Below are 24,614 nucleotides of genomic sequence, written 5' to 3' on the forward strand. Positions count from 1 at the left end.
CCTAAACCCCAAAGGGGAAATAAAAACTACGAATGATATGATTGAAAATAATTTAATTAACGGTACACATTCAGCTCCCTCTCCTTTGGAGAGGGCGGGGGGAGAGGCCATGCAAGTACTAAAAATAGCAACGGCAGGCAGTGTAGATGACGGCAAAAGCACCTTGATCGGGCGATTACTGTACGATACCAAATCATTGACCGACGACAAGTTGGAAGCCATTGAGAAGACCAGCAAACAGAAAGGGTACGATTACCTTGATTTTTCGTTGGCAACCGATGGACTGGTGGCTGAGCGAGAGCAGGGGATTACCATCGATGTGGCCCACATCTATTTTTCCACGGCGAACAAGAGCTATATCATTGCCGATACCCCTGGGCATGTCGAATATACCCGAAACATGGTCACAGGTGCTTCTACCTCTCAGGCGGCCATTATTCTGATTGATGCGCGCAAGGGAGTGATTGAGCAGACCAACAGGCATTTTTTCATCAACAACCTGTTGCGTATCAAAGACTTTGTCGTTGCAATCAATAAAATGGACCTTGTTGGTTTTTCTGAAGAAGTCTACAACGACATCAAAGCTGATTTTGAAAAGTTGATGGCAAAACGAGATTATCAAGAGCAGAAAATCACGTTTATCCCTGTGAGTGCTCTCAAAGGTGATAATGTGGTGAACCGTTCTGAAAACACCCCGTGGTATTCAGGGCAAACGCTGCTAGAGCATTTGGAAGCAATCGATTTACAAGATATCTACAACGAGGGTACACCCCGATTTCCCGTACAATATGTGATTCGTCCCAAGACGGATGAGTTCCATGATTTTCGGGGGTTTGCGGGTAAGGTCTATGGCGGTGAGCTCAGTGTGGGCGATGAGGTGGTCGTGTTGCCCTCGATGACCCGATCGAAAATCAAGAATATTTATTTCTATGATGAGGAATACCAGACCGCTCCGAGACGGTCTTCGGTGACCATTACGTTGAAAGATGAAGTGAACGTAAGCCGTGGCGATATGCTGGTCAAGGTGGGTGATTTGCCGACAATTGACAAACAGCTCACCGCCACTGTTGCCTGGATGGATGCTGAAAATCTCACCGCTGGAAGCAAGTACGTGGTACAGCATGGGGTAAACAAAGTATTGGCCAAGGTAGATGCCATAGAGCATAAGATTCACCCAGATTATTCAGGAGTGGAAGAAAATGTGGATGCATTGGAGATGAACGATATTGCCAAATTACGTCTGCGTTTGAACAATCCGATTTTTTACGATCGTTTCAAAGAGCATCGCACGAACGGTTCGTTCATTATGATCGATACACGAACCAATAACACGGCTGGCGTAGGATTCATAGAATAATACGTTTGTTGAGGATATGAAAATTTGCGAAATCTTTTTATATAAACCTATTAAATAGATAGGAAAAATAGGAATAATGCGAAGCTTTAGAACAGAAATAGAAAACCCCGTTGTTGAGAAAGACATCATTGAATTGGAGAGGAAAATCCGCCTGTTCAAAGAGGGAAACATCGATGAGGAGAAATTCCGCAGCCTACGTCTGGCAAGAGGCGTGTACGGCCAACGACAGCAGGGGGTGCAGATGATACGCATCAAGCTTCCGTATGGTAAAGTGAGCTCGAACCAATTGCTGCGCATTGCAGATGTGGCCGATGAGTATTCCACAGGACGGTTGCACATTACCACACGTCAAGATATACAGATTCATTATGTCGATTTGGAACGAACCCCAGAGCTTTGGGCACAACTTGAAAAAGATGAGGTTACGCTTCGCGAGGCCTGCGGTAACACCGTTCGCAATGTAACGGCCAGCGAAACGGCGGGTATTGATCCTGATGAACCCTTCGACGTGTCGCCCTACGCACAGGCCGTTTTTGAATACTTCCTTCGCAATCCCATCGGGCAAGAAATGGGCCGAAAGTTCAAGGTCTCGTTCTCGGCTTCCGATGCTGACACAGGCCTTTCATATATGCACGATCTTGGCTTCATCTCAAAGGTTAAAAATGGAGTGAGAGGCTTTAAGGTCATGTTGGGCGGTGGACTTGGCTCACAGCCGCGACATGCCGATACGCTGTACGAATTTCTTCCCTTCGATAAAATCATTCCCCTGATGGAAGGTGTCATTCGTGTGTTCGACCGTTACGGTGAGCGCAAGAGCCGCGCCAAGGCACGTATGAAGTTTTTGTTGAAGGATATTGGTCTGGAGGGCTTCAAACAACTTTTGGAGGAAGAGCAAAAAGCGATTCCCCACAAAACCTATCCGATTGATTTTGAAACCTATCCGAAGATATCGGTGACCGAAGCGGAAGTTCCAAAAGTTAAAATCGAGGATGGTGAAGCCTTTGAGCAATGGAAATCCACCAACATCGTTCCGCAAAAGCAAAAAGGCTACGTCGCCATCGGCATCAAAGTGCTGTTGGGCGATTTTTATACTGACAAGGCACGCAAATTGGCCAGACTGGTCGAAAGATATGCAGCTGGTGAAATCCGTTTGTCACTAAGGCAGAATATTTTAATCCCCTATGTAAAAGAAGAACTGGTTCCCTTTTTCTATCAAGAACTGAAAAAACTTGGCTTTGCCGAACCAGGCTACAACAAGGCCTTTGACATTACGGCCTGCCCAGGTACCGATACCTGTAATCTCGGTATTGCCAGTAGTACGGGCATCGCCGCTGAGTTGGAACGTATCATCAAGGCCGAATATCCGCAGTACATCAACAATCCCGATGTGGTCATCAAGATTAGCGGGTGTATGAATGCCTGCGGGCAGCACAACATGGCCCATATCGGTTTTCAGGGCATGAGCATTCGCACCAAGGATAAATTGGTCGCCCCTGCGCTACAGGTTTTGTTGGGCGGTGCCAATTTCGGCAATGGCAAAGGGCGATTTGCCGATAAAGTGGTAAAAGTTCCCAGTAAGCGTGGGCCACAGGCACTGCGCTTGATTTTGGATGATTATGAAGCGAACGGAGAAAACAAGCGATTCGAGGAGTACTACGCTGAAAAAGGCGAACACTATTTCTATGACTTATTAAAGCACCTTTCTGAGATTGAGAACCTGACCCCCGAAGATTTTATCGATTGGGGCAACACCGAAAAATACAAGAAGGAAATCGGTGTCGGCGAATGCGCAGGGGTCATCGTCGATTTGGTGGCTACCCTGTTCTTTGAGAGCCAAGAAAAGATTGAAAATGCGGAGGAGGCCCTGAAAGAAAAAAAATGGGCGGCAAGTATCTATTACTCGTACCAGTCGATGGTGAACTCGGCCAAAGCCCTACTTACGGCAGAGAAAACAAAAACGAACACACATGCAAGCATCATCAAAGATTTTGACCGCTTGTTTATTGAAACAGGAAAAATTGTGTTTACCAATTCTTTTGAGGAATTGGTATTGAAACTGAACAAAAAAGCACCGAACGAGGCATTTGCCAAAAGCTATTTGGAAGATGCCAAATGGGTCTTACAACAGTTGGAAGCCTACAGGAAACTCGAATTACAGGAAGCCTGACATCATGATAAACAATTCAAAACACCAGAGTAAGAATCATCCCCTCTTTGGGGGGACAGGAGGGGGGCTTCTTACAGTGGTAGGCGCAGGCCCTGGTAATGTTGACTTGATGACCATCAAGGGCATCAAGGCATTGCAATCGGCCAATGTGGTACTGTACGATGCACTGGTCGATGCCAATTTGTTGATGTATGCTCCACAGGCCGAACATATTTTCGTGGGCAAACGAAAGGGTTGTTACCGCTACCAACAAGAACAGATCAATGAATTGATAGTGCAAAGAGCTTCACAAGGCCTGCATGTGGTGCGGCTGAAAGGGGGCGACCCCTTTGTCTTTGGCCGTGGGGCCGAGGAAATGGAATACGCAGCCCAGCACAGATTGGAAGTTGCTGTGGTACCGGGTATTTCTTCAGCGACATCGGTTCCGGCCTTGCAGCACATTCCCGTCACCAAAAGAGGAGCTTCAGAAAGTTTTTGGGTGATAACGGGCACCACCAAAGAGCACAAATTATCAAAAGATGTGGCTTTTGCCGCCCAATCGAGTGCTACGGTCATCATCTTGATGGGCATGTCAAAATTGTCGGAGATTATGGCACTTTTCAAAAAACAGGGCAAGTCAGAAACCCCCGTGGCCATTATTCAAGAAGGTTCTACGGAGAATGAAAAAATAGGGGTCGGTACGGTTGCTTCCATTGAAAAGGAGGTCGAAGAAAAGCAGTTGTCCAATCCCGCCATCATCGTGATTGGTGAGGTGGTCAGGCATAGGGAAAAGATAAGAAACCTGACAGGTTTAAAAGCAAAGATGTAGTGGAGCGAAATAATCTGTATCCGATATTTCTTAAGACCGCACAATTGAACATTTTGATTGTGGGTGGGGGATATGTGGCCGAGGAAAAACTCCATTTTTTGACCAAATCGAGTCCAGATGCCAACGTAACCATGGTCGCTCCGAAGTTTCGTGATGCAACCATCGCTTTGGCAAGTGAATACAATGTGGCCATGGTAGATGATTTTTATGACGCAGAATATTTAAAGGGAAGACACATCGTGATTGCAGCCACCAATGTACCGAAGGTCAACAAGCAGGTATACCATGATTGCCGTGAGCGGTACATTCTGGTCAATGTGGCCGATAACCCGCCGCTCTGTGATTTCTATATGGGTGGTATCGTGACCAAGGGCAATGTGAAAGTGGCCATTTCCACCAACGGAAAATCACCGACCACGGCAAAACGGTTGCGCCAATTTTTTGAGGAAGTGATTCCTGAAGATATCGACCAAATGGTCAAGAATTTGAACAAATACCGGAAAACGATAAAGGGCGATTTTGAAGAAAAAGTGGAAAAAATGAACAAAATCACCAAGAAACTGGTTCAAAAACCATAAAAAAGAGCAAAAAAATGATAAAAACTGATATATTGATTGTGGGCGCGGGCCCAACCGGATTGTTCACCGTTTTCGAGGCGGGATTGTTGAAACTGAAGTGCCATTTGATTGATGCACTTCCACAACCAGGTGGGCAGTGTGCTGAGATTTATCCGAAGAAACCCATTTATGACATTCCAGCATATCCAGAGATATTGGCAGGCGATTTGGTCGAGCGGTTGTTGGAGCAGATCAAACCCTTTGAACCCGGATTTACACTCGGCGAGCGTGCCGAAATGTTGGAAAAACAAGATGACGGTTCTTTTATCGTGACTACGAACAAAGGCACCAAGCACCATGCTTCCGTGGTGGTCATCGCGGGCGGACTCGGTTCTTTCGAACCCCGAAAACCGTTGATTGAAAACATCGCCGATTTTGAAGATAAGGGCGTGGCCTACATGGTCAAAGACCCTGAAGTCTATCGAAACAAAAAAGTCGTCATCGCCGGTGGCGGTGATTCCGCACTGGATTGGGCCATCTACCTTACCAATGTCGCGGCCGAAGTATCGTTGGTACACCGAAGAAACGAGTTTCGAGGGGCATTGGATTCGGTCGAGAAAGCTTCCGAACTGGCCAAATTGGGTAAAATACGCTTGTTCACCGAGGCAGAGGTCAAGAAATTATATGGCGATGGACAGTTAGAGGCTGTGGTCATCAAGCACAACCATTCCGAAAAGGGCGAGACCTATGTGGAGACCGACCATTTCATCCCCCTGTTCGGACTTTCGCCAAAACTCGGTCCCATAGGCAATTGGGGGCTTGAAATTGAGAAAAACGCCATTAAGGTGAACAATGCCAAAGATTACCAGACCAACATCCCCGGGGTGTTTGCCATTGGCGACGTGAACACCTACGAGGGCAAGTTGAAACTGATTTTATCGGGCTTCCACGAGGCGGCCGTCATGTGCCAATACGCCTACCAAATCATCAATCCCGGTAAACGATTTGTCATGAAATATACTACAGTGGGCGGTGTCGAGGGCTTCGATGGTTCAAAAAAGGAAGCCAAAAAAGAAGTAGTGCAAAGTATAGTCTAGCGTTTTGTTTAGATTATTTTGAGTTGGTCGAACCTCCTTCCCTGCGAAGGAGGTTTTTTTGAAAAAATGGGCACTTTCTTTGTTTTTCAAAGGTATAGGCCTTTTCTTTGTTGCCGAGTTCATGTAAAGACTGAAGTTATCAAGAAAGGTGGAGGGAATAGACCCTGTGAAGCCTTAGCAACCCTCAACTTTGAGAAGGTGCTAAATTCTACCCCGTCCCAAATTTAAATTGGGACCTCTTGGCGGCAAAGACCGACCATTGGGAAGGATAACGAAAACAATCCACAAGGTTTTCTCCATATTTTCTTGATATAATTTGATTAGGGCATTCCCCTGACGCTCACCGTTGAAAATGGTTCGGTCAGGGTCGGGCTTTCGGTAGTCGCTCCCCGATTTTATCGGGGTAGCTCCGACAATACCTCAATCCCTAATGCTAAAAACTAATTATTGTCCCCTTGAGGGGACTTTAGGGGTGTTATGAAAAAAATAAAAGACATACTGCAAGAACGAATCTTGGTATTGGATGGCGCTATGGGCACCATGTTGCAACGCTATGCGTTTTCTGAGGAAGACTTTCGCGGTGAACGCTTTAAAGATTGGCCTTCCTCACTAAAAGGAAACAATGACTTATTATCACTGACCCAGCCAGAAGCCATTGCCGAGATACACCGCCAATATTTTGAGGCAGGTGCTGATATTGTCGAGACCAATACCTTTTCGGGCACCACCATTGCCATGGCTGATTATGGTATGGAAGAACTGGTCTATGAACTCAACTATGAGTCGGCGCGTATTGCCAAAGAAGTGGCGGACGAATTCACCAAAAAAGAACCCAACAAGCCCCGTTTTGTGGCAGGCAGCATAGGCCCGACCAACAAGACCGCCAGTATGTCGCCTGATGTGAATGATCCTGGTTTTCGTGCCATTTCATTCGAAGAACTGCGTATTGCTTATAAGCAGCAAGTTGAGGCCTTGTTGGATGGCGGTGCTGATATTCTTCTGGTCGAGACTGTTTTTGATACATTGAATGCGAAAGCGGCCCTTTTTGCCATTGAAGAAGTCAAAGACGAGCGGAATATTGAGGTTCCCATTATGGTAAGCGGTACGATAACCGATGCTTCTGGAAGAACTTTGTCCGGTCAAACGGCAGAGGCATTTTTAATTTCCATATCGCATATTCCATTGCTGTCTATTGGTTTCAATTGTGCTTTGGGAGCCAAACAGTTGACTCCCCATTTAGAGGTGATTTCAGCCAAATCGGAGTTTTTTACTTCGGCCCACCCCAATGCGGGCCTACCGAATGCCTTTGGTGAATATGACGAAACCCCGGAACAGATGGCCGATCAGATTAAGGAATATTTGGAAAAAGGGTTGGTGAATATTGTGGGAGGCTGTTGTGGCACCACTCCTGAACATATTATAGCCATTGCTGAATTGGTAAAGGATTACGAACCAAGAAAACTTGTCATTCCTGTTGGTCATTGAGCGAAGTCGAAATGAAAAGCAGGAATCCATCTATGGAAAACAACGAAAAAAGATATCTGAAACTAAGCGGCCTTGAACCTTTGGTCATCACTCCCGAAAGCAATTTCATCAATGTGGGGGAGCGAACCAATGTGGCAGGTTCCAAAAAGTTCTTGCGTCTCATTAAAGAAGAGAAGTATGATGAAGCATTGGAAGTCGCTCGGCATCAGGTAGAGGGTGGGGCCCAAATTATAGACATCAATATGGATGATGGCCTCATTGACGGTAAGGAAGCCATGGTCAAATTCTTGAATTTGGTGGTCGCCGAACCCGACATTGCCCGTGTGCCCATCATGATAGATTCTTCCAAATGGGAAATCATTGAGGCAGGGCTGCAGGTGGTGCAGGGCAAGTGTGTGGTGAATTCCATCAGTTTAAAGGAAGGTGAGGAAGAATTCATCCGACAGGCAAAATTGATAAAACGCTATGGCGCAGCCGTCATTGTCATGGCCTTTGATGAGGTTGGGCAGGCAGATAACTTGGAGCGTCGCATTGAAATTGCCGAACGTTCTTACAGAATATTGGTCCACAATGTAGGTTTCCCGCCAGAGGATATCATCTTTGACCTCAATATTTTTCCCGTGGCCACGGGCATGGATGAACACAAACGCAATGCGTTGGATTTTATCGAGGGCACGAAATGGGTGCGTGAAAACCTTCCCCATTGCAGTGTGAGCGGGGGTGTGAGTAATGTATCCTTTTCATTCCGTGGCAACAATCCTGTGCGTGAGGCCATGCACTCTGTTTTTCTGTACCATGCCATCAAGGCGGGGATGAACATGGGCATTGTAAATCCGACCCTTTTGGAAGTCTATGATGACATTCCGAAAGATTTATTGGAGCATGTAGAGGATGTAATCCTCAACCGTCGAGATGATGCCACAGAACGATTGCTGGAATTTGCGGAAACGGTGCAGGGAAAAGCAAGGGAAAACAAGGTCGATTTGCAATGGAGAAACGAGCCACTGCAAGACCGAATCACCCGTGCCTTGGTCAAGGGCATTGATCAATTCATTGTAGAAGATGTCGAAGAAGCTAGACAACAAGCCTCAAAACCATTGGAGGTCATCGAAGGCCATTTGATGACCGGAATGAATGTGGTGGGCGACCTGTTTGGCAGTGGAAAAATGTTTCTGCCACAAGTGGTGAAATCTGCACGGGTCATGAAAAAGGCGGTGGCCTATCTCGAACCATTTATCGAAGAGGAAAAAAAGAGCAATGCCGATGCCACAGCTGGTAAACCAGCAGGAAAAATTCTTATGGCCACGGTCAAGGGTGATGTGCACGACATCGGTAAAAACATTGTTTCGGTGGTTTTGGCCTGCAATAATTATGAGATTGTGGATTTGGGAGTGATGGTGCCGCCTGAAAAAATCACCAAAAAGGCAAAAGAAGAAAATGTTGATATCATTGGCCTGAGCGGGTTGATTACTCCCTCCCTTGATGAGATGGTCTTTTTGGCCAAGGAAATGGAGCATCAAAATTTCAAAGTTCCTTTGTTGATAGGGGGAGCAACCACGAGCAAGGCCCATACCGCAGTAAAGATAGACCCGGTTTACAGCCAAGCAGTTGTGCACGTGAACGATGCCTCTCGGGCGGTAACGGTGGTCGGTGATTTGTTGCAGAAAGAAACATCAGGGCAGTACAAAAAATCCATTAAACTGGATTATGAGAGTTTCCGTGAGAAATTCTTGAATCGCACCAAGCAAAAAGAATATCTATCTCTTGCGGAAGCCCGAAAAAATAAATTGCGAATCGATTTCAAAGAATCTGACATCAAAAAGCCCAATCAATTGGGAGTTCAGGTCTTGGAGGATTTTGATTTGAAAAAACTGGTCAATTTCATCGACTGGACACCTTTTTTCCGTAGTTGGGATCTGCATGGGAAGTATCCAACCATTTTAAGGGATCAAGTTGTGGGTGTGCAGGCTTCTGAGTTGTTCGATGATGCACAAAAACTACTTGAAAAGGTACTTGATGGAAAATTGTTGCACGGCAAGGCTGTTTTTGGGTTGTTTCCTGCCAACTCAATCAATGATGATGACATCGCCCTTCAGTTACGCTCAGGGCCCAAAAAAAGCAAAGATTGGTCGCTGAGCAGAGTCGAAGCGACCCAAGAAATGGTATTCAGAACCCTCCGCCAACAACTCAAAAAACGGGCAGGGGTACCCAATATCGCCTTGGCCGATTTCATTGCCCCAAAAGAAACGGGAATACAAGACTATATTGGTTGTTTTTGTGTTTCGGCGGGTTTCGGCACCGAAGAATTGGCTTTGGAATTCGAGAAAAACCATGATGATTACAATGCCATCATGATCAAGGCATTGGCCGATCGTTTGGCCGAGGCATTTGCCGAGTACCTGCACAAAGAAGTGCGCACGAAATACTGGGGCTATGACGACAAAGAAAATTTAGACAATGAGGCGCTGATTGATGAAAAATACAGGGGCATTCGTCCAGCACCTGGGTATCCCGCCTGTCCTGACCATTTAGAGAAGTTGACCATTTGGGAGGTATTGGACGTTGAGAAAAACATCGGTGTGAAATTGACCGACAGTTTGGCCATGTGGCCAGCGGCCAGTGTAAGTGGTTACTATTTTGCCCACCCACAGGCCAAATATTTTGGGTTGGGAAAAATTAAAAAGGACCAAGTTGAAGATTTTGCAAAACGCAAGGGAATTACTATCGAGAAAGCAAAAAAGTGGCTTGCACCGAATATTTTGGAAGAGTAACGATTGTCATTCCTGCGAAAGCAGATAACCATAAAAAAACAGATTCCCATTTGCATGGGAATGACGAGGAAGAAAAATGAAGGTAACTGAACATATAAAAAAGGCGAAAGACGAAACATTGTTCTCCTTTGAGATTATACCGCCCGTCAAAGGAAAAAGCATTCAAGAACTCTATGATAATATTGACCCGCTGATGGAGTTCAAGCCACCCTTTATCGATGTGACCACCTCACGAGAAGAATATATCTATATTGACCGCGACGGACTATTGGATAAAAAGCTGACCCGTATGCGACCGGGTACGTTGGGCATTTGCGCTTCTATCAAACACAAGTACGATGTAGATACGGTGCCCCATGTACTCTGCGGTGGATTCACCAAGGAAGAGACGGAGTATCTCTTGGTCGATTGTCATTATTTGGGCATCGATAACGTGATGGCACTTCGGGGCGATGCCATGAAAGAAGAAAAATATTTTGAACCCACCAAAGGGGGGCATAGGTATGCATCCGATCTTGTAAAACAGATCCAAAGGCTGAATTGTGGTGAATATCTGCATGAGGTTGTTGAAACCGACAACTGCGCCGATTTTTGTGTAGGGGTGGCGGGCTACCCCGAAAAGCACATGGAAGCACCATCGATGAACTCTGATTTGAAGCGGTTGAAACAAAAGGTCGATTTGGGAGCCGATTATGTGGTCACCCAAATGTTTTTTGACAATCAAAAGTTCTTTGACTTTGTCGAGGCCGCTCGTAAAATAGGCATCGAGGTGCCCATTATTCCCGGTATCAAGCCCATTGCGATAAAAAGGCATTTGCAACTGCTTCCGCAAGTGTTCAGGGTTGATATTCCGCAAGACCTCGTTGATGCCGTAGAGGCCTGTAAGAACAATAAAGAGGTGCGTCAAGTGGGTATCGAATGGTGTATCGAGCAATCAAAAGAGCTGAAAAAAGCAGGTGTGCCCGTACTGCACTATTATTCGATGGGTAAATCGGACAATATTAAGGCGATTGCCGAAGCCGTGTTTTAGGGGCCTCCACCAACCCCTCCACAGGAGGGGAGTACTGAAGATTTACAATTCCCTATTAGTACTTTAGACTTCTTACTTTGTATTTCAAACTTCAAACGTACCTTTACACTCCATGAAGCGCTTGCTCCCCATTTTTTTTCTGGTCGGATGTTTCTTTGGATTTTCCCAAGCGGAAAAGCCAGTCAAGAAATACACCCTCGACATTAGTCAGTTCAAGGGCAGTATCTTGCTTCACAATCCCGATATTTCACATTTGATCACGGCACATCCTGGCGGAATTATTGTGGGCTTCAACCGAAAACGCTACGGACATGAAGATTGGGAAGCTGAATACGGGTATCCCGACACCGGTTTTTCGTTTGTCTATCAAAATATGAACAACCCGACCTTGGGGCAGAATTTTGGGCTGTATGCCCACTACAATTTTTATTTTTTCAAGCGTAATTTACAATTCCGCATTGGCCAGGGCATTGCCTACAATACAAACCCGTATGACAAGAATACCAATTTTCGAAATAACGCCTACGGCACGCACCTGCTGAGCACGACCATGGCCATGATCAATTATCACAAAGAAAATTTGGTAGCGGGCTTGGGGCTGAAAGCGGGTATTTCGCTCGTCCACTATTCAAACGCCAATTTTAAGGCGCCGAATACCTCGACCAATACCATGGCCCTCAATTTCGGACTGACATACGATTTGGATGGAGGAGTGGAGCATGCATATTTGAAACCTGAAAAAAAGGAAAAAATAACCGAGCCCATTCGCTATAATCTGGTACTGCGGGGCGGGGTAAACGAAAGTGATGTGGTGAATTCGGGCCGATATGGCTTCTACATTCTTTCGGCCTATGCCGACAAGCGTTTGGGCCGAAAAAGTGCCCTGCAAATCGGTGGTGACCTATTCTATTCCAATTTTTTGAAGGAATTGATACGGTTTCGCAGTATTTCCTTTCCTGAGGAAGAAGTGGCTGCCGATACCGATTTTAAAAGAGTCGGACTATTTGTGGGCCACGAACTGTTCATCAACAAAATGAGCATCGTCACCCAGTTGGGTTATTATGTGTACTATCCCTTTGATTTTGAGGGAAGGACATACAACAGAATAGGACTCAAACGCTATTTTGGTGATAAGGTTTTTGGAGCCATCACATTGAAATCACATGCCGCCAAAGCAGAGGCCGTTGAGTTTGGGATTGGAATACGTTTATAGGTTTATCGTTTAAAAGTGTAATGTTGATCGGTTCGGAATTTGGAATTTGGAATTTGGAATTTGCAGTGGTAAAGCGAAGTCTTTGGATTTCGGTCACATTGCTACTGTTTTCCTGCAACTCAGAAAACGCCCCTGATTGCTTCCAAAATGCGGGCGACCTGAAACGAATTGAGGTGGCAGTTCCGTCCTTTACAAATATTACCGTCTTTGAAAATCTCAATCTGGTGCTCAAGCAGGGCGACGAGCAAAAAGTCGAAATCGAATCTGGTGAATTCTTGCTCAACGAAATATCCGCGGAAGTTGAGGATGGCCGATTGGTGCTGAGAAATGACAATAGTTGTAATTTTATAAGGGATTATGGACTTTCGACCGTATATGTGACCTCACCGAACATCGAGCAGGTACGAAGCAGTACGGGCCTGTTGGTGTCAAGTGACGGGGTGCTGAATTACCCAAGCCTGTCGTTGGTTTCAGAAAGTTTCAATAATCCGGAAGCAGAGACCACCGATGGATCATTTGAAATGGAAGTTGCCTCAGAAACAGTGACCATTGTGGTAAATGGCATTGCCTATTTCAAATTGCGGGGTACGACTACCGATTTCAACATAACGGTCGCGGCAGGCGACACCAGAATTGAAGGGGAGGGATTGGTCGCCGAAAATGTACAAATTAACCATCGGGGCACCAACGACGTGCTTGTGAATCCACAACAACGCTTATCGGGCATAATTCGTGGTACGGGCAATGTGATCAGCATAAACCGACCCCCTGAAATCGAGGTGGAGGAACTGTTCAATGGCCGTTTGATTTTTAGGGATTAATTCAAAATGTATTTGTCATTTCGACATAGATTCGATTATATCGAATCGACGAGGAATCTAAGGGATTTCTCATTACATTCGAAATGACAATACAATATACTTGGCATCACTTTTTACATTTTTCAAAAAATTATGGAATCCCGTTTCAAGGTCCGATCAGACAAAGAGCTTAGTTGGTTTGGAATTGGCAGATGCCCTCTTTCATGATCTTGTGGCCGAAAAAAAGGTGCCCGGTATGGCGGTCACCATTTTAAGGGATGGTGTAACCCTGCTTCAAAAAGGCTATGGTTTTGCAGATTTGGAAAACAAGACCGCCGTGGATCCCAAGAAAACAGTTTTTAGGATTGCCAGTATTTCAAAGTGCATTGCAGGTTTTGCTTTGGGAAAGATGGTTGAGGAAGGCCTTATCGATTTGGATGCCTCCTTCTATGAATATGTACCCTATTATCCAAAGAAAAAACACGATTTCACGATTCGCCAATTGGCATCGCACACTGCCGGAATCAGAGCGTACCGCGGAAAGGAGTTTGCCTTGAACAAACCCTATTCCATCAAGCGGGGCATCGAGGTCTTTAAAAACGACCCTTTGGTCTTTGAACCGGGCAAGGGCTATCTCTACAACAGTTTCGACTTTGTGTTGCTCTCTTTGGCCATGCAAGAGGCCAGTGGTATTCCGTTTGAGAGGTATGTAAAAGAAAAGATCCTTGACCCTTTGGGAATGAACAATACTTTTCCCGAAAAAATCATTTCGACTCCGCTCAATGATCAATTTGACAAAAAATCGGTAGCTGAGCGAAGTCGAAGCTACACCAAAACGGCCACGGGCTTCAAAAAAGCGGTGGAGGTCAACAATTTCTACAAATTGGCCGGGGGCGGCTACCTCTCCACCAGCGATGACATCGCCCAATTCGGGCAGGCCATTTTAGAGCGTAAACTACTTGCCCCTGAGACGTATATAGAGCTCTTGGCCCTACAGATCGTAAATGGCAGGCCCACTTACTACGGACTTGGTTTTCAGGTAAGCCAAGACGCCCATGTCAGACCCTTTGTAGGCCATGTGGGCAGCAGTGTGGGGGCTTACACCAACTTTTTCGTGTATCCCGATGAGCGATTGGTGGTTTCTTTATTGATTAATTGTACGGATCCGAAAGTGCAGCATCAGCTTGATTCCGCAATTCATGCAGCCATAAATAATAAGGCATTTCTTGCCTAGCACGAGTTTGACCCAAATATTCTTAGTATTATATTTTTATAATTAGGAATCCTATCTGTATTTGCAATACAATAGTGCAAACAACTAAAAATGTAATAAAAATGAACAAAGCAACTTTTTACCATGCAGGCTGCCCGGTTTGTGTCGGTGCAGAACACGACATCATTGACTTGGTGGGCAGAGAAAATGTCAATATTGTCGATTTAGGTAAGGACCAGGGCCACAGATTTCAAGAGCTGAAGATATAGAGATTAAATCTGTTCCGGTTTTAGTGGCACCAAACGGAAATGTACTTCATATCAACTATGGTGCTTCTCTGGAAGATGTAAAAGGTTAATTTTTTTGAATATAAAAGTAAGGAATCCTAAATTATAATAATTCATGCTTTTTCAAGGGTTGATTGAAGAAAAGGATTTTCAGTTTTGATTAGGACAACTACTTTGTCCCGCCATCAGCGGGACTTTGTTATGGGGAAAAAGGCATATAATTCGGAACAACGTCAAAATGATCTTTCAAGAAAGATCAGTACGGGTTTGGAGCGAATCTCGCAGGCCTATAAGGCCTTGCTTTGGAACAAGGCAAAGGTCTTTGGTCTCAGCCCCATTCAGATACAGATCTTGATTTTTTTGGCACACCACAAGCGCGAGCTCTGCAATGTGAGCCTATTGGCACAAGAGTTCAATGTCACCAAACCTACCATCAGCGATGCCGTCAGGGTGCTTGAAAGCAAAAAAATGATCATTAAAGACTATTCCTCACCTGACAACCGATCTTATACCATTTTACTCTCGGGCCTTGGGGATGAGGTGGTCAAACAGACCGAAGACTTTGACGACCCCGTGGCCTTGCAGGTTGAGGGGCTTAAAACCAACGAAAAGGAAGCGCTTTTCAGAATCTTGGCAAAGTTGATTTTTCAACTGAACCGTATGGGTATTTTAACGGTACAGCGCACCTGCTACGGCTGTAAGTTCTATCAAAAGAGTACCGAAAATCACTATTGCAACCTGCTCGAAAAACCGTTGATGGACAGTGAAATCCGATTGGATTGCCCTGAATTTGAAGAAAAGTCAATTTAGTTGGTCAACTCAGTGAACAATGCTTCCAGATTCTTGTTCTTCCTACTTAATTGAAGACACTTCAATTTATTGTCATGGGCAAAGTCGAAAACGGCGGGGCGCATGTCCCTAGAGGTGTCAAAAGTGATTTCGTACACAAAACCAGCAGTATTTTTAACAGCGGCCACGTTGGGAAGTTTGTTCAGCAATACTTCCTCGACCCGATAATCGAACTCCACTTCAATTATTTGCTCTGAATCTTCGCGTAGGTCTTTCAACTTCTTGTCGGCCACGATTTGCCCCTTATTGATAATGATGACCCTGTCGCATACCGCCTCTACCTCTTTCATGATGTGCGTTGAGAGTAGAATGGTTTTTTCTTTCCCAATCTCACGTATCAATTTTCTGATTTCGATAAGTTGGTTGGGGTCGAGCCCAGTGGTGGGTTCGTCCAAGATCAACACTTCGGGGTCGTGCAACAGTGCGGCTGCCAGACCCACCCTTTGGCGATACCCTTTTGAAAGCTGCCCTATCTTTTTGTGTGCCTCGGGCGTTAATCCTGTTAATTCAATTATTTCGTCTATCCGGCTTTTGGCCACTTTATAGACATCGGCATTGAAACCCAGATACTCTTTGACATACATATCAAGGTATAACGGATTGTGTTCCGGTAGGTACCCGATACTCTTTTGAACCTGTCCAACATCTTCTGACACATTGAACCCGTTGACCTCGGCAGAGCCTTCGTCGGCTCGGTAATAGGTGGTCAATATGCGCATCATGGTCGACTTGCCGGCCCCGTTGGGTCCAAGAAAGCCAACAGTTTCCCCTTTTTTAATGGAGAAGCTGACCTCGTTCAATGCTTTTTGCTGACCGAAGGTCTTGGTGATGTTGTTGACGGTGATGGACATATAACTGAATTTGATTCCAAAAATAAGGCTTATGGGCGTTTTGTATATTTTAGATCAATACTTTTTTCATCGATAAAATAGTATCTAAAAAATAGGCCAGTCTCGTTTTTTCTCGTTCAGCCAGAATTCCTTGGACACAAAATCAAAAAAACGATTTGATGCAATTTGTCGGCGTTGCCCGAATACGTCATACTGGGCAAGTAGAAGTATTGGCATTGGAACAATGAAAATCCTAAATCCACAAAATAATCATTGTTTGACAAAGAAATCTTTAAAGAATAGGGGCTAAACGACCCAGAATCAAAAAAAACATACCAAAGTCTTTGATTTCTCAACGGAAACGCTAATCTTAGCCGAGAATTACAAGCAACATGACAAATACGTATTTCTGGAACGGTTTTTATTTCTACTTCTTTTTTGGAAGAGGTACGGGACTGTTCTAGTATACGCAACGTATAAAAGCATATGAAGTCCCGACCTAAAATCGGGACTTTTTTGTTGCCCTTTTTTAAAAAAAAATGCAACACCTCGAACTGTCACACTGAATTTGTCGAAGTGTTGTTTCGGGGCCCCAACAATTTTAAAATGGGTTTAAAAATCGCCATACAGGGAATCAAGGGAAGCAACCACCATCAGGTGGCCAAAGAATTCTTTGGCCAAAATATTGAATTGGTCGAGTGCCTTTCTTTTGATAAAATGATCGACCATTTGCTGAATGGCACGGCGGACAAAGGGGTAATGGCCATCGAAAACTCGATTGCCGGCAGCATTATTCCGAACTACAATTTGGTGTGCCAGAACAAGCTGCACATTATTGGCGAACATTATTTGAACATTCACCATAATTTAATGGTGCTGAACGGGCAAACCATTGATGATTTAGAGGAGGTACGGTCGCATCCCATGGCATTGCTACAGTGCATGGATTTTTTGAAGCAGTACCCCCATGTAAAATTGGTAGAGGATGTCGATACTGCAGAAACGGCCAAACAAATCCAAGAAGGACAACTGAGGCATATTGGGGCGATCGCACCAAAGGCAGCCGCAGAATTGTATGGCCTTACCATTATCGCGCCAGAGATCCAGACCATTAAAAATAATGCCACGCGGTTTATTGTCATCAAAAAACAGAACAAGGTGTTGCCCAAAGAGGAAATCAACAAGGCTTCGCTTCGGTTTATCACAGACCACAAACGGGGCAGTTTGGCAACTGTTCTGAACGTAATGAGCGATTGTAACCTGAACTTGACCAAAATACAATCGCTGCCAGTGATCGAAACCCCTTGGAAATATGCTTTTTTTGTGGATGTGACCTTTGGGCAGTACGATCATTTTGCCAAGGCGAAGTCTTTATTGGAAATAATGTCGGAAGATTTTACCGTTTTGGGTGAATACAAAAATGCGCTGTTACCATGATAGTGGCCGATAGATTACATACGGTCCAGGAATACTATTTCTCAAAGAAGTTAAGAGAAGTCAGGCAATTGATTTCGGAAGGCCGACCTATCATCAATATGGGTATTGGTAGCCCGGATTTGGCACCTTCACCCATTGTAATGGATACCTTAAAAGAGGCCATTACGGATACAGGCGCACATCAGTACCAAAGCTATCAGGGCTTGCCGGCACTTCGTGTGGCAATCGCCGATTTTTATAAGCAAAAGTTTGGCGTTCGCGTAGACCCTGAAAATGAGGTGCTGCCCTTGATGGGCTCCAAAGAGGGCATTATGCATATCAGTATGGCCTTTTTGAACAAGGGTGATGAGGTGCTGATTCCAGATCCGGGGTATCCTACCTATGCCGCGGTGACCAAATTGGTCGAGGCGGTGCCCAAGACGTATGGGTTGAAGTCTGAAAATGGTTGGTTCCCTGATTTGGAGGCGCTTTCCAAAGAAAACCTCTCAAGGGTAAAATTGATGTGGGTCAGCTATCCACATATGCCCACAGGGGCCACGGCTTCGGAAGAACAATTGAAAAAATTGGTGGCATTTGCCCAAAGGCACAATATTCTGTTGGTAAATGACAATCCGTATAGTTTTGTCCTCTCAAAAAATCCGACCAGCATTTTGGCCATTGAAGGGGCCAAAACCTGTGCCATTGAATTGAACTCACTGAGCAAAACCTTTAACATGGCGGGTTGGCGCGTGGGCATGGTCTTAGGGCGCCCAGATATAATCAGCGCCATTTTAAAGGTCAAGAGCAATATGGACTCAGGAATGTTCTACGGAATACAGAAAGGTGCCATTGCGGCCCTTAAAAGCGGAAAAGAATGGTTTGAAAGTCTTGATGCAGTCTATACCAAACGAAGGGAGCTACTGTTTACGTTGATCGAAAAATTGGGCTGTTCGTACGACGCGAATGCAGTGGGCATGTTTGTATGGGCGAAACTTCCTGAAGGGGTGGGGTCTTCAGAGGCATATATCGATGATCTTCTTTACGACAAGAACATTTTTATTGCCCCGGGCACCATTTTTGGCAAAAATGGCGAGGGATATATTCGTTTTTCACTCTGTGTAAAGGAAGAAAAGATAATGGAAGCAATAAAGAGGTTTAACTAAATGTCAGGTCAAGCAAAGTCGAGACCTAATGGGATGGAAAATATTGTAATCATAGGGATTGGATTGATCGGTGGCTCTTTTGCCAAAGACATCAGAAGGCTGCGGCCTAAAACACAGGTTTTGGGCATCGATGCGAATCTGGAACATTTGAATGAGGCCGAACAACTTGGAATCATTGACGGAACAACCACCTACCAAGATTTGTCAAAGGCAGATATGGTAATCGTTTCCATACCTGTTGATGCACTGGTTCAAGAGCTTCCAAAAATACTCGACGCCGTCGACGATGATTGTGTTGTAATCGATGCGGGTTCTACAAAAGCGTTGGCCTGCAAGGTGGTCGAGAACCATTCGAAGCGAAGAAACTTTTTGGCCTGCCATCCTATTGCGGGCACAGAGTTTTCGGGTCCGTCTGCAGCGTTGGAAGGCCTGTACGATGGCAAGACAAACATTATCTGTGAGGTGGAAAAAACAGCCTTTAAACTGCAAGAAAGGGCTCTTGAACTGTTTCAGCAGTTGGGCATGCGCATTCGCTATATGAATCCTGAGGCGCACGACAAACATATTGCCTACGTATCGCATTTGTCGCATATAAGCTCTTTTATGTTGGGCAAGACCGTAATCGAAAAAGAGAAGAACGAACGTGATATTTTTGACATGGCAGGCAGTGGCTTTGAGAGCACGGTTCGCCTTGCCAAAAGCTCACCGGCCATGTGGACGCCCATTTTTGAGCAGAACAAAGAAAATGTGGTCGAGACCTTGGAAGAATATATCCTAAACCTGACCGAATTCAAACAACTGTTGCTAAACGATGAGTTTGAGAAAGTCTATCAAGAAATGGACAATACAAACCGGATAAAGGAAATATTAAAAGGAATTCCCGTTGGAAATGAGAAATAGCAAATATAAAATGGGACATTCTGAAAATTTTATCAAGCCGTCAGTTCGAATGTTCAAAAGCTGATACGGAATGGGCTGAGATCAATGCCGAGAAACAATACAAAAGAAACAAACTAAGAAACACATACAATACAAATGGAAAATTCAAAAGATCTGAGGAAATGGTTGGACGATATGCAATTACCCCATCCATTGGTAATTGCGGGCCCGTGTAGTGCCGAAACCGAGGAGCAGGTGCTGAAAATAGCCCATGAGCTTAAAGATTCAGATGTAAACTATTACCGTGCAGGCATATGGAAACCCCGCACAAGACCTGGAAACTTTGAAGGGGTAGGGGCCATAGGCTTAAAATGGCTACAGAAGGTAAAAGCCGAAACAGGTCTTAAAACGGCTACAGAGGTGGCCAATAGAGCACATGTCGATTTGGCCTTGGAGCATGACATAGATATGCTTTGGATTGGGGCGCGCTCGACGGTGAGCCCTTTTATCGTGCAAGAAATAGCCGACGCATTGGAAGGTACCGATAAAGTGGTATTGATAAAAAATCCGGTAAATCCTGATTTATCCTTGTGGCTTGGGGCAGTTGAGCGTTTGCATTCGGCCAACATCAAAAAGTTAGGAGTTATTCACCGCGGTTTTTCCACCTATGAGAAGACCAAATACCGTAATATTCCAGAATGGCAAATGGCCATTGAATTGCAGACCCGCTTCCCAGATTTGCCTTTGATCAATGATCCGAGCCATATCACCGGTAAGCGTGACATGGTATTTGATGTTTCGCAGACCGCCCTAGATCTTAATTTCGACGGACTCATGATCGAGACACACCATGACCCGGACAATGCATGGAGTGATGCGGCCCAGCAAGTGACCCCTTCAGTTTTAAAACAAATGTTCAAGGACCTTAAAATGAGAAAAGAAACTGATGAAGAGGCCGAATACAACGCACAGTTGGCGAATTTGAGGGCCCAAATAGATGTGCTTGACAACCAGCTCATCGAGCTGTTGGGAAAACGAATGAAAGTATCTGATGGTATCGGTGAATTGAAGAAAAAACGCAATGTGGCCGTACTGCAGACCAACCGTTGGAACAGCATCTTGGGCAACATGATTTTAGAGGGCGAGCAACGGGGCTTGAGCGAAGAATTCGTTTTGCGTATGTTCAAGGCCATCCACCAAGAATCCATCAACCATCAAGAGAAGATCATCAACGCCTAGTGTCAAGCTGCAAGGGTTTCATTACCGTACTGAAAAATCAAAAAACATGAAATCAGAAAAAAATTCAGTATTCAAGATATCTTGGTGAACAAAACAGTATTCGCCTTTTTCAAGTTTTTGAAGTGGGGTGACCACAAATACGTTTTCTTGAACTTGCTCAAAGGTAAACGGAATACTGTTTGCAACGATGCGGGTGCCCCATGCATTTTTTTCTTTTAAAATATGTCGTCTATTCTTGTTGCTTTTGGCATTTAACTCAAGTAACAAGAATTCTTTGGGCGATGTTGCACCCCTGAAACTTCTTCCAGGAAATTGAACTGTGGTATCATCGACCAGATGTCTGTCCATTTGAAAAATGAAAACAGGATTTTCGGTCTTTTGGGAAGCTTCGGCCGATAACAAAAAAGGAATCCTTTCTTGGGCAATCAAACCGAAAGTGAAGATTGCCAGAGGGGTTTTTGCAAACGTATGGCCACCAAGAACGCTCGCATATATTTGTTCGCCAGTGTCTTCAAAATAGATGCCGATTTCTGAATCTGTTGGCTTAAATTGAGCGAAGGCAAGAGCAGGCATGAACAAAAAGAGCAGCAAATATTTTCTCATGGCGGTCTGTTTATGTTTTGTGAATCAAGAAATATGCCAATAGTTAAAGAAATAGTGTAACAATTCAGTTTATCTTTCATCTTTCAAAAAACTAAAAAACACTATTATGAAGACCATCATTGCCTTTTGTATTGCCTTGGCAACCTTGTCAGCTTTTTCACAGCGCACCATTGATACCGAAGTAGGTGAGTTCAACGAAATCAAGGTGTTCGATTTGATTGAGGTCAACCTGATTCAATCAGACGAGAATAGAATATCGATCAAGGGGCGTAATGTGGACGACATCAAATGGGTCAACAAAGATGGGGTGTTGAAATTGCGCATGCAGTTGGAGAAAAAGTTTCAGGGAGAAGATACATTCATCGAGGTGTACTATACCAATTTGAACGTTATTGATGGCAATGAAGGGGCCAAAATCACCTGTAACGAATTGGAGCAGAAAAAAAGGATTGAACTTCGCGCCCAAGAAGGTGCCCAGATAAAAATTGGTATGGATGTTGACGATGTCGATATTAAAGCCGTTACAGGGGGTGTCATCGAGGCATCGGGCTTGGCGAAAAACCAATCGATTGTGTTGAACACCGGTGGTGTTTTTGATGGTCGAAATCTCAAAACCTCTAATTCAGAAGTAAAGATATCGGCAGGTGGTGAGGCAGAAGTGTTTGCCTCAGAACGTATTGACATTGATGTGAAGGCCGGGGGTGATGTAACCGTCTATGGCCAACCGAAAGAGGTGAATAAAAGCACTTTTGTTGGGGGCAGGATCAGAATAGTGGATTGAACATAATAACGACATTTTACGTAAAAAGCCCCGCATATGTAGCGGGGCCTTTTGATTTCAGGGATATGGTAACAATTATTTTTTAAAAAAATATCTGGTAATAAAAATACCTTGGCCATCGCCTTTACCACCTTCACTTTCGACGGCGCTTACCACAAACTCCAAGCTCCAACCGTCCGCTATCATGGTATTGATCATTGAAGTGATCAATGCATCGTTGGCTGCAATGTTCTGAAAACGGATACCACCCAGATTGTAAAAATTCAAAAGTTTGGTTTCCTCAAAATTCTTGACCCTGATTTCGCCTCGTTTTGATTTGTTCCGTGTGTTGTCTTCTTCGGTCTGTACGCTGGTATATTCTCTATAATCCTTGTCTTCCAAGGCGTTGACAATTCGTGATCGCCCAAGTCCGTTGGGTACAATAGACTCCACACTGGTAACCACCTTATACTGTTGCGCACTTAGGTCAAAGGTTGCGGCCAAGGCCAAAAGTGCGATAAAAATGATTTTTTTCATACTTGATTTGTGTTTGTTGTTAAGATGTACCAATGTTAAAGCGAATTTGTAAGAAAAGAAAATTGTTTCTTTGCTATTGTATGAAATGTTATGAACATTGTATTTGATGCGAGGAACTGTGTACAAATCGACGGGTAGTTGGTATACCGTAAAGGCAGAGACGGGCGATTTTTACGAGTGCCGTATAAAGGGCAAGTTTCGTATCAAGGGTATCAAGAGCACCAATCCCATTGCAGTGGGCGATAAAGTGGTTTTTGAACTTGAAACTGTGGGCGATGAGAACGTTGGGGTTATTTCACGCATTGAAGACAGAAAAAATTACATCATTCGAAAGTCGGTCAACCTATCAAAGCAAGTGCACATAATTGCGGCCAATATAGACCAGGCCTTCTTAATGGTTACCCTGAACAACCCCACTACCTATACTAGTTTCATCGATAGGTTTTTGGCAACCGCAGAGGCCTACGATGTGCCCGTAGTGCTGTTGTTCAACAAAATGGACACTTATAATGAAGATGAGTTGGGCGAGGTAAGTTATTTGGTTCATCTATACAGGAAAATAGGGTACTCCTGCCTTGAGATTTCGGCAAAATCAGGGATGAATATTGACAAGCTGAAAGAGATGATGATCGGTAAGACCACTATGTTCTCGGGCAATTCAGGTGTCGGCAAATCAACCCTCGTAAATGCCCTCGAACCAGGCTTACAGCTGAAGACCGCAGAAATTTCAGAACAACACATGCAGGGGCAGCATACCACAACTTTTGCCGAAATGTACGACCTTTCATTCGATGCCAGAATAATCGATACCCCCGGCATCAAGGGATTTGGAATAGTCGATATGGAAAAAGAAGAAATCGGCGATTATTTTCCCGAGTTCTTCAAGCGCAAGCTGAATTGCAAGTTCAACGATTGCCTGCATCTCGACGAGCCCAAATGTGCCGTAAAGGAGGCTTTGGAAAATGACGAGATATCGTGGAGTCGTTACCGAAGCTATGTTCAGATGGTAACCGGCGAAGAAGATAATTATCGTATCGATGAACACAAGACCAAATAAATGAGGGCAGTGGTTCAAAGGGTTTCAGAAGCCAGTGTTACCGTAGAAAATAAGATTATCTCTAGCATGAGAACCGGACTGCTGGTGCTGTTGGGCATTGAAGAAGCCGATACCGAAGAGGATATCGAATGGCTTTGCAATAAAATCGTGAACCTGCGGATTTTCAATGATGACAATGGTGTAATGAACCGTTCACTTTTAGACGTAAACGGCGATGCAATACTGGTCAGTCAGTTTACCCTGTATGCCTCTACCAAAAAAGGCAACAGGCCTTCTTACATAAAGGCGGCAAAGCCTGATGTGGCCATTGCGTTGTATGAAAAATCTGTGACTGTATTCGAGAATAAACTTGGCAAAAATGTCGGGACGGGGGCATTTGGCGCTGATATGAAAGTATTGCTTTTGAATGACGGTCCGGTCACTATTATCATAGACACCAAAAACAGAGAATAAGGTATTTTGTCGATTTTTTTGCATGGTATTGTAAGAAATCCTA

23 protein-coding genes and 1 riboswitch are annotated in these 24,614 nt (G+C 44.6%); of the genes, 20 read left to right on the forward strand and 3 right to left on the reverse strand.

The window, feature by feature from the left end:
- The first annotated feature begins 109 nt into the window (after positions 1 to 109).
- The 13 genes from VC82_RS10200 to VC82_RS10260 all read left to right on the forward strand — a co-directional run bounded on the left by VC82_RS10200 (position 110) and on the right by VC82_RS10260 (position 15,595).
- Positions 110 to 1,357 (forward strand): sulfate adenylyltransferase subunit 1, encoded by a 1,248-nt coding sequence (locus VC82_RS10200; RefSeq protein WP_045802282.1) that lies wholly within the window; start codon positions 110 to 112, stop codon positions 1,355 to 1,357.
- Positions 1,358 to 1,433: 76 nt separating this feature from the next.
- Complete coding sequence (locus tag VC82_RS10205; protein ID WP_045802283.1) at positions 1,434 to 3,524, forward strand: HEPN domain-containing protein; 2,091 nt, start codon at positions 1,434 to 1,436, stop codon at positions 3,522 to 3,524.
- A 4-nt stretch (positions 3,525 to 3,528) separates the two neighbouring features.
- Positions 3,529 to 4,332 (forward strand): uroporphyrinogen-III C-methyltransferase, encoded by an 804-nt coding sequence (gene cobA / locus VC82_RS10210; protein ID WP_045802284.1) that lies wholly within the window; start codon positions 3,529 to 3,531, stop codon positions 4,330 to 4,332.
- Positions 4,332 to 4,910, forward strand: a complete 579-nt coding sequence (locus VC82_RS10215) for a precorrin-2 dehydrogenase/sirohydrochlorin ferrochelatase family protein (protein ID WP_045802285.1) — start codon at positions 4,332 to 4,334, stop codon at positions 4,908 to 4,910. The genes cobA and VC82_RS10215 overlap by 1 nt, the downstream gene beginning before the upstream one ends.
- A 14-nt stretch (positions 4,911 to 4,924) precedes the next feature.
- On the forward strand, positions 4,925 to 5,986 hold the full coding sequence (locus VC82_RS10220) for an NAD(P)/FAD-dependent oxidoreductase (RefSeq protein WP_045802286.1): 1,062 nt from the start codon (positions 4,925 to 4,927) through the stop codon (positions 5,984 to 5,986).
- Positions 5,987 to 6,119: 133 nt separating this feature from the next.
- Positions 6,120 to 6,260: riboswitch (SAM riboswitch) on the forward strand.
- Positions 6,261 to 6,463: 203 nt separating this feature from the next.
- The gene (locus VC82_RS10225; protein WP_045802287.1) at positions 6,464 to 7,471 is read left to right on the forward strand and encodes a homocysteine S-methyltransferase family protein; all 1,008 of its coding nucleotides are present in this window, start codon (positions 6,464 to 6,466) and stop codon (positions 7,469 to 7,471) included.
- 32 nt (positions 7,472 to 7,503) lie between these two features.
- Entirely contained in the window at positions 7,504 to 10,242 is a 2,739-nt protein-coding gene (metH, locus tag VC82_RS10230) for a methionine synthase (protein WP_045802288.1), read from the forward strand.
- A gap of 76 nt (positions 10,243 to 10,318) precedes the next feature.
- A complete protein-coding gene (metF, locus tag VC82_RS10235) occupies positions 10,319 to 11,272 on the forward strand; it encodes a methylenetetrahydrofolate reductase [NAD(P)H] (RefSeq protein ID WP_045802289.1) in 954 nt (317 codons plus the stop codon).
- 112 nt (positions 11,273 to 11,384) lie between these two features.
- Entirely contained in the window at positions 11,385 to 12,485 is a 1,101-nt protein-coding gene (locus tag VC82_RS10240; RefSeq protein ID WP_045802290.1) for an acyloxyacyl hydrolase, read from the forward strand.
- A gap of 20 nt (positions 12,486 to 12,505) precedes the next feature.
- Entirely contained in the window at positions 12,506 to 13,306 is an 801-nt protein-coding gene (locus tag VC82_RS10245; protein WP_045802291.1) for a head GIN domain-containing protein, read from the forward strand.
- 178 nt (positions 13,307 to 13,484) lie between these two features.
- Complete coding sequence (locus tag VC82_RS10250; protein WP_245615884.1) at positions 13,485 to 14,519, forward strand: serine hydrolase domain-containing protein; 1,035 nt, start codon at positions 13,485 to 13,487, stop codon at positions 14,517 to 14,519.
- A 101-nt stretch (positions 14,520 to 14,620) separates the two neighbouring features.
- Positions 14,621 to 14,767 carry a hypothetical protein gene (locus VC82_RS15925; RefSeq protein ID WP_313777696.1) on the forward strand — a complete coding sequence of 49 codons (147 nt, stop codon included), beginning with the start codon at positions 14,621 to 14,623 and terminating at the stop codon, positions 14,765 to 14,767.
- A 219-nt stretch (positions 14,768 to 14,986) separates the two neighbouring features.
- A complete protein-coding gene (locus VC82_RS10260; RefSeq protein ID WP_045802293.1) occupies positions 14,987 to 15,595 on the forward strand; it encodes a MarR family winged helix-turn-helix transcriptional regulator in 609 nt (202 codons plus the stop codon).
- Here the strand turns inward: VC82_RS10260 and gldA are convergent.
- Positions 15,592 to 16,485, reverse strand: coding sequence for a gliding motility-associated ABC transporter ATP-binding subunit GldA (gene gldA, locus VC82_RS10265; protein ID WP_045802294.1), 894 nt, complete (start codon positions 16,483 to 16,485; stop codon positions 15,592 to 15,594). The genes VC82_RS10260 and gldA overlap by 4 nt on opposite strands.
- 585 nt (positions 16,486 to 17,070) lie before the next feature.
- Here gldA and VC82_RS10270 point away from each other — a divergent pair.
- The 4 genes from VC82_RS10270 to VC82_RS10285 all read left to right on the forward strand — a co-directional run bounded on the left by VC82_RS10270 (position 17,071) and on the right by VC82_RS10285 (position 21,161).
- Complete coding sequence (locus VC82_RS10270) at positions 17,071 to 17,901, forward strand: prephenate dehydratase (protein WP_045803384.1); 831 nt, start codon at positions 17,071 to 17,073, stop codon at positions 17,899 to 17,901.
- Complete coding sequence (locus VC82_RS10275) at positions 17,898 to 19,043, forward strand: pyridoxal phosphate-dependent aminotransferase (RefSeq protein WP_045802295.1); 1,146 nt, start codon at positions 17,898 to 17,900, stop codon at positions 19,041 to 19,043. The genes VC82_RS10270 and VC82_RS10275 overlap by 4 nt, the downstream gene beginning before the upstream one ends.
- A 33-nt stretch (positions 19,044 to 19,076) precedes the next feature.
- Entirely contained in the window at positions 19,077 to 19,943 is an 867-nt protein-coding gene (locus tag VC82_RS10280; RefSeq protein ID WP_045802296.1) for a prephenate dehydrogenase, read from the forward strand.
- 135 nt (positions 19,944 to 20,078) lie between these two features.
- Positions 20,079 to 21,161 carry a bifunctional 3-deoxy-7-phosphoheptulonate synthase/chorismate mutase type II gene (locus tag VC82_RS10285; protein ID WP_045802297.1) on the forward strand — a complete coding sequence of 361 codons (1,083 nt, stop codon included), beginning with the start codon at positions 20,079 to 20,081 and terminating at the stop codon, positions 21,159 to 21,161.
- 21 nt (positions 21,162 to 21,182) lie between these two features.
- Here VC82_RS10285 and VC82_RS10290 read toward each other — a convergent pair whose 3' ends face one another.
- Positions 21,183 to 21,764 (reverse strand): hypothetical protein, encoded by a 582-nt coding sequence (locus tag VC82_RS10290; RefSeq protein WP_045802298.1) that lies wholly within the window; start codon positions 21,762 to 21,764, stop codon positions 21,183 to 21,185.
- A gap of 106 nt (positions 21,765 to 21,870) precedes the next feature.
- Between VC82_RS10290 and VC82_RS10295 the strand changes: the two genes are divergently transcribed.
- Positions 21,871 to 22,545 carry a head GIN domain-containing protein gene (locus VC82_RS10295; protein ID WP_045802299.1) on the forward strand — a complete coding sequence of 225 codons (675 nt, stop codon included), beginning with the start codon at positions 21,871 to 21,873 and terminating at the stop codon, positions 22,543 to 22,545.
- A 75-nt stretch (positions 22,546 to 22,620) separates the two neighbouring features.
- Here VC82_RS10295 and VC82_RS10300 read toward each other — a convergent pair whose 3' ends face one another.
- Positions 22,621 to 23,061, reverse strand: a complete 441-nt coding sequence (locus tag VC82_RS10300; RefSeq protein WP_045802300.1) for a hypothetical protein — start codon at positions 23,059 to 23,061, stop codon at positions 22,621 to 22,623.
- 106 nt (positions 23,062 to 23,167) lie between these two features.
- On the opposite strand from VC82_RS10300, the gene rsgA reads away from it, so the two are divergent.
- Positions 23,168 to 24,118 carry a ribosome small subunit-dependent GTPase A gene (gene rsgA, locus VC82_RS10305; RefSeq protein ID WP_045802301.1) on the forward strand — a complete coding sequence of 317 codons (951 nt, stop codon included), beginning with the start codon at positions 23,168 to 23,170 and terminating at the stop codon, positions 24,116 to 24,118.
- Positions 24,119 to 24,571 (forward strand): D-aminoacyl-tRNA deacylase, encoded by a 453-nt coding sequence (gene dtd, locus VC82_RS10310; protein WP_045802302.1) that lies wholly within the window; start codon positions 24,119 to 24,121, stop codon positions 24,569 to 24,571.
- The last annotated feature ends 43 nt before the right edge of the window (positions 24,572 to 24,614 follow it).

This window comes from Flagellimonas lutaonensis, assembly GCF_000963865.1.
Classification (GTDB): domain Bacteria; phylum Bacteroidota; class Bacteroidia; order Flavobacteriales; family Flavobacteriaceae; genus Flagellimonas_A; species Flagellimonas_A lutaonensis.

Excerpts from the sequence above, each read along its gene's own strand:
- VC82_RS10200 (WP_045802282.1), top strand. The coding sequence starts at position 110 with ATGCAAGTACTAAAAATAGCAACGGCAGGCAGTGTAGATGACGGCAAA.
- VC82_RS10205 (WP_045802283.1), top strand. The coding sequence starts at position 1,434 with ATGCGAAGCTTTAGAACAGAAATAGAAAACCCCGTTGTTGAGAAAGAC.
- cobA (WP_045802284.1), top strand. The coding sequence starts at position 3,529 with ATGATAAACAATTCAAAACACCAGAGTAAGAATCATCCCCTCTTTGGG.
- VC82_RS10220 (WP_045802286.1), top strand. The coding sequence starts at position 4,925 with ATGATAAAAACTGATATATTGATTGTGGGCGCGGGCCCAACCGGATTG.
- VC82_RS10225 (WP_045802287.1), top strand. The coding sequence starts at position 6,464 with ATGAAAAAAATAAAAGACATACTGCAAGAACGAATCTTGGTATTGGAT.
- metH (WP_045802288.1), top strand. The coding sequence starts at position 7,504 with ATGGAAAACAACGAAAAAAGATATCTGAAACTAAGCGGCCTTGAACCT.
- metF (WP_045802289.1), top strand. The coding sequence starts at position 10,319 with ATGAAGGTAACTGAACATATAAAAAAGGCGAAAGACGAAACATTGTTC.
- VC82_RS10240 (WP_045802290.1), top strand. The coding sequence starts at position 11,385 with ATGAAGCGCTTGCTCCCCATTTTTTTTCTGGTCGGATGTTTCTTTGGA.
- VC82_RS10245 (WP_045802291.1), top strand. The coding sequence starts at position 12,506 with ATGTTGATCGGTTCGGAATTTGGAATTTGGAATTTGGAATTTGCAGTG.
- VC82_RS15925 (WP_313777696.1), top strand. The coding sequence starts at position 14,621 with ATGAACAAAGCAACTTTTTACCATGCAGGCTGCCCGGTTTGTGTCGGT.
- VC82_RS10260 (WP_045802293.1), top strand. The coding sequence starts at position 14,987 with ATGGGGAAAAAGGCATATAATTCGGAACAACGTCAAAATGATCTTTCA.
- gldA (WP_045802294.1), bottom strand. The coding sequence starts at position 16,485 with ATGTCCATCACCGTCAACAACATCACCAAGACCTTCGGTCAGCAAAAA.
- VC82_RS10270 (WP_045803384.1), top strand. The coding sequence starts at position 17,071 with ATGGGTTTAAAAATCGCCATACAGGGAATCAAGGGAAGCAACCACCAT.
- VC82_RS10275 (WP_045802295.1), top strand. The coding sequence starts at position 17,898 with ATGATAGTGGCCGATAGATTACATACGGTCCAGGAATACTATTTCTCA.
- VC82_RS10280 (WP_045802296.1), top strand. The coding sequence starts at position 19,077 with ATGGAAAATATTGTAATCATAGGGATTGGATTGATCGGTGGCTCTTTT.
- VC82_RS10285 (WP_045802297.1), top strand. The coding sequence starts at position 20,079 with ATGGAAAATTCAAAAGATCTGAGGAAATGGTTGGACGATATGCAATTA.
- VC82_RS10290 (WP_045802298.1), bottom strand. The coding sequence starts at position 21,764 with ATGAGAAAATATTTGCTGCTCTTTTTGTTCATGCCTGCTCTTGCCTTC.
- VC82_RS10295 (WP_045802299.1), top strand. The coding sequence starts at position 21,871 with ATGAAGACCATCATTGCCTTTTGTATTGCCTTGGCAACCTTGTCAGCT.
- VC82_RS10300 (WP_045802300.1), bottom strand. The coding sequence starts at position 23,061 with ATGAAAAAAATCATTTTTATCGCACTTTTGGCCTTGGCCGCAACCTTT.
- rsgA (WP_045802301.1), top strand. The coding sequence starts at position 23,168 with ATGCGAGGAACTGTGTACAAATCGACGGGTAGTTGGTATACCGTAAAG.
- dtd (WP_045802302.1), top strand. The coding sequence starts at position 24,119 with ATGAGGGCAGTGGTTCAAAGGGTTTCAGAAGCCAGTGTTACCGTAGAA.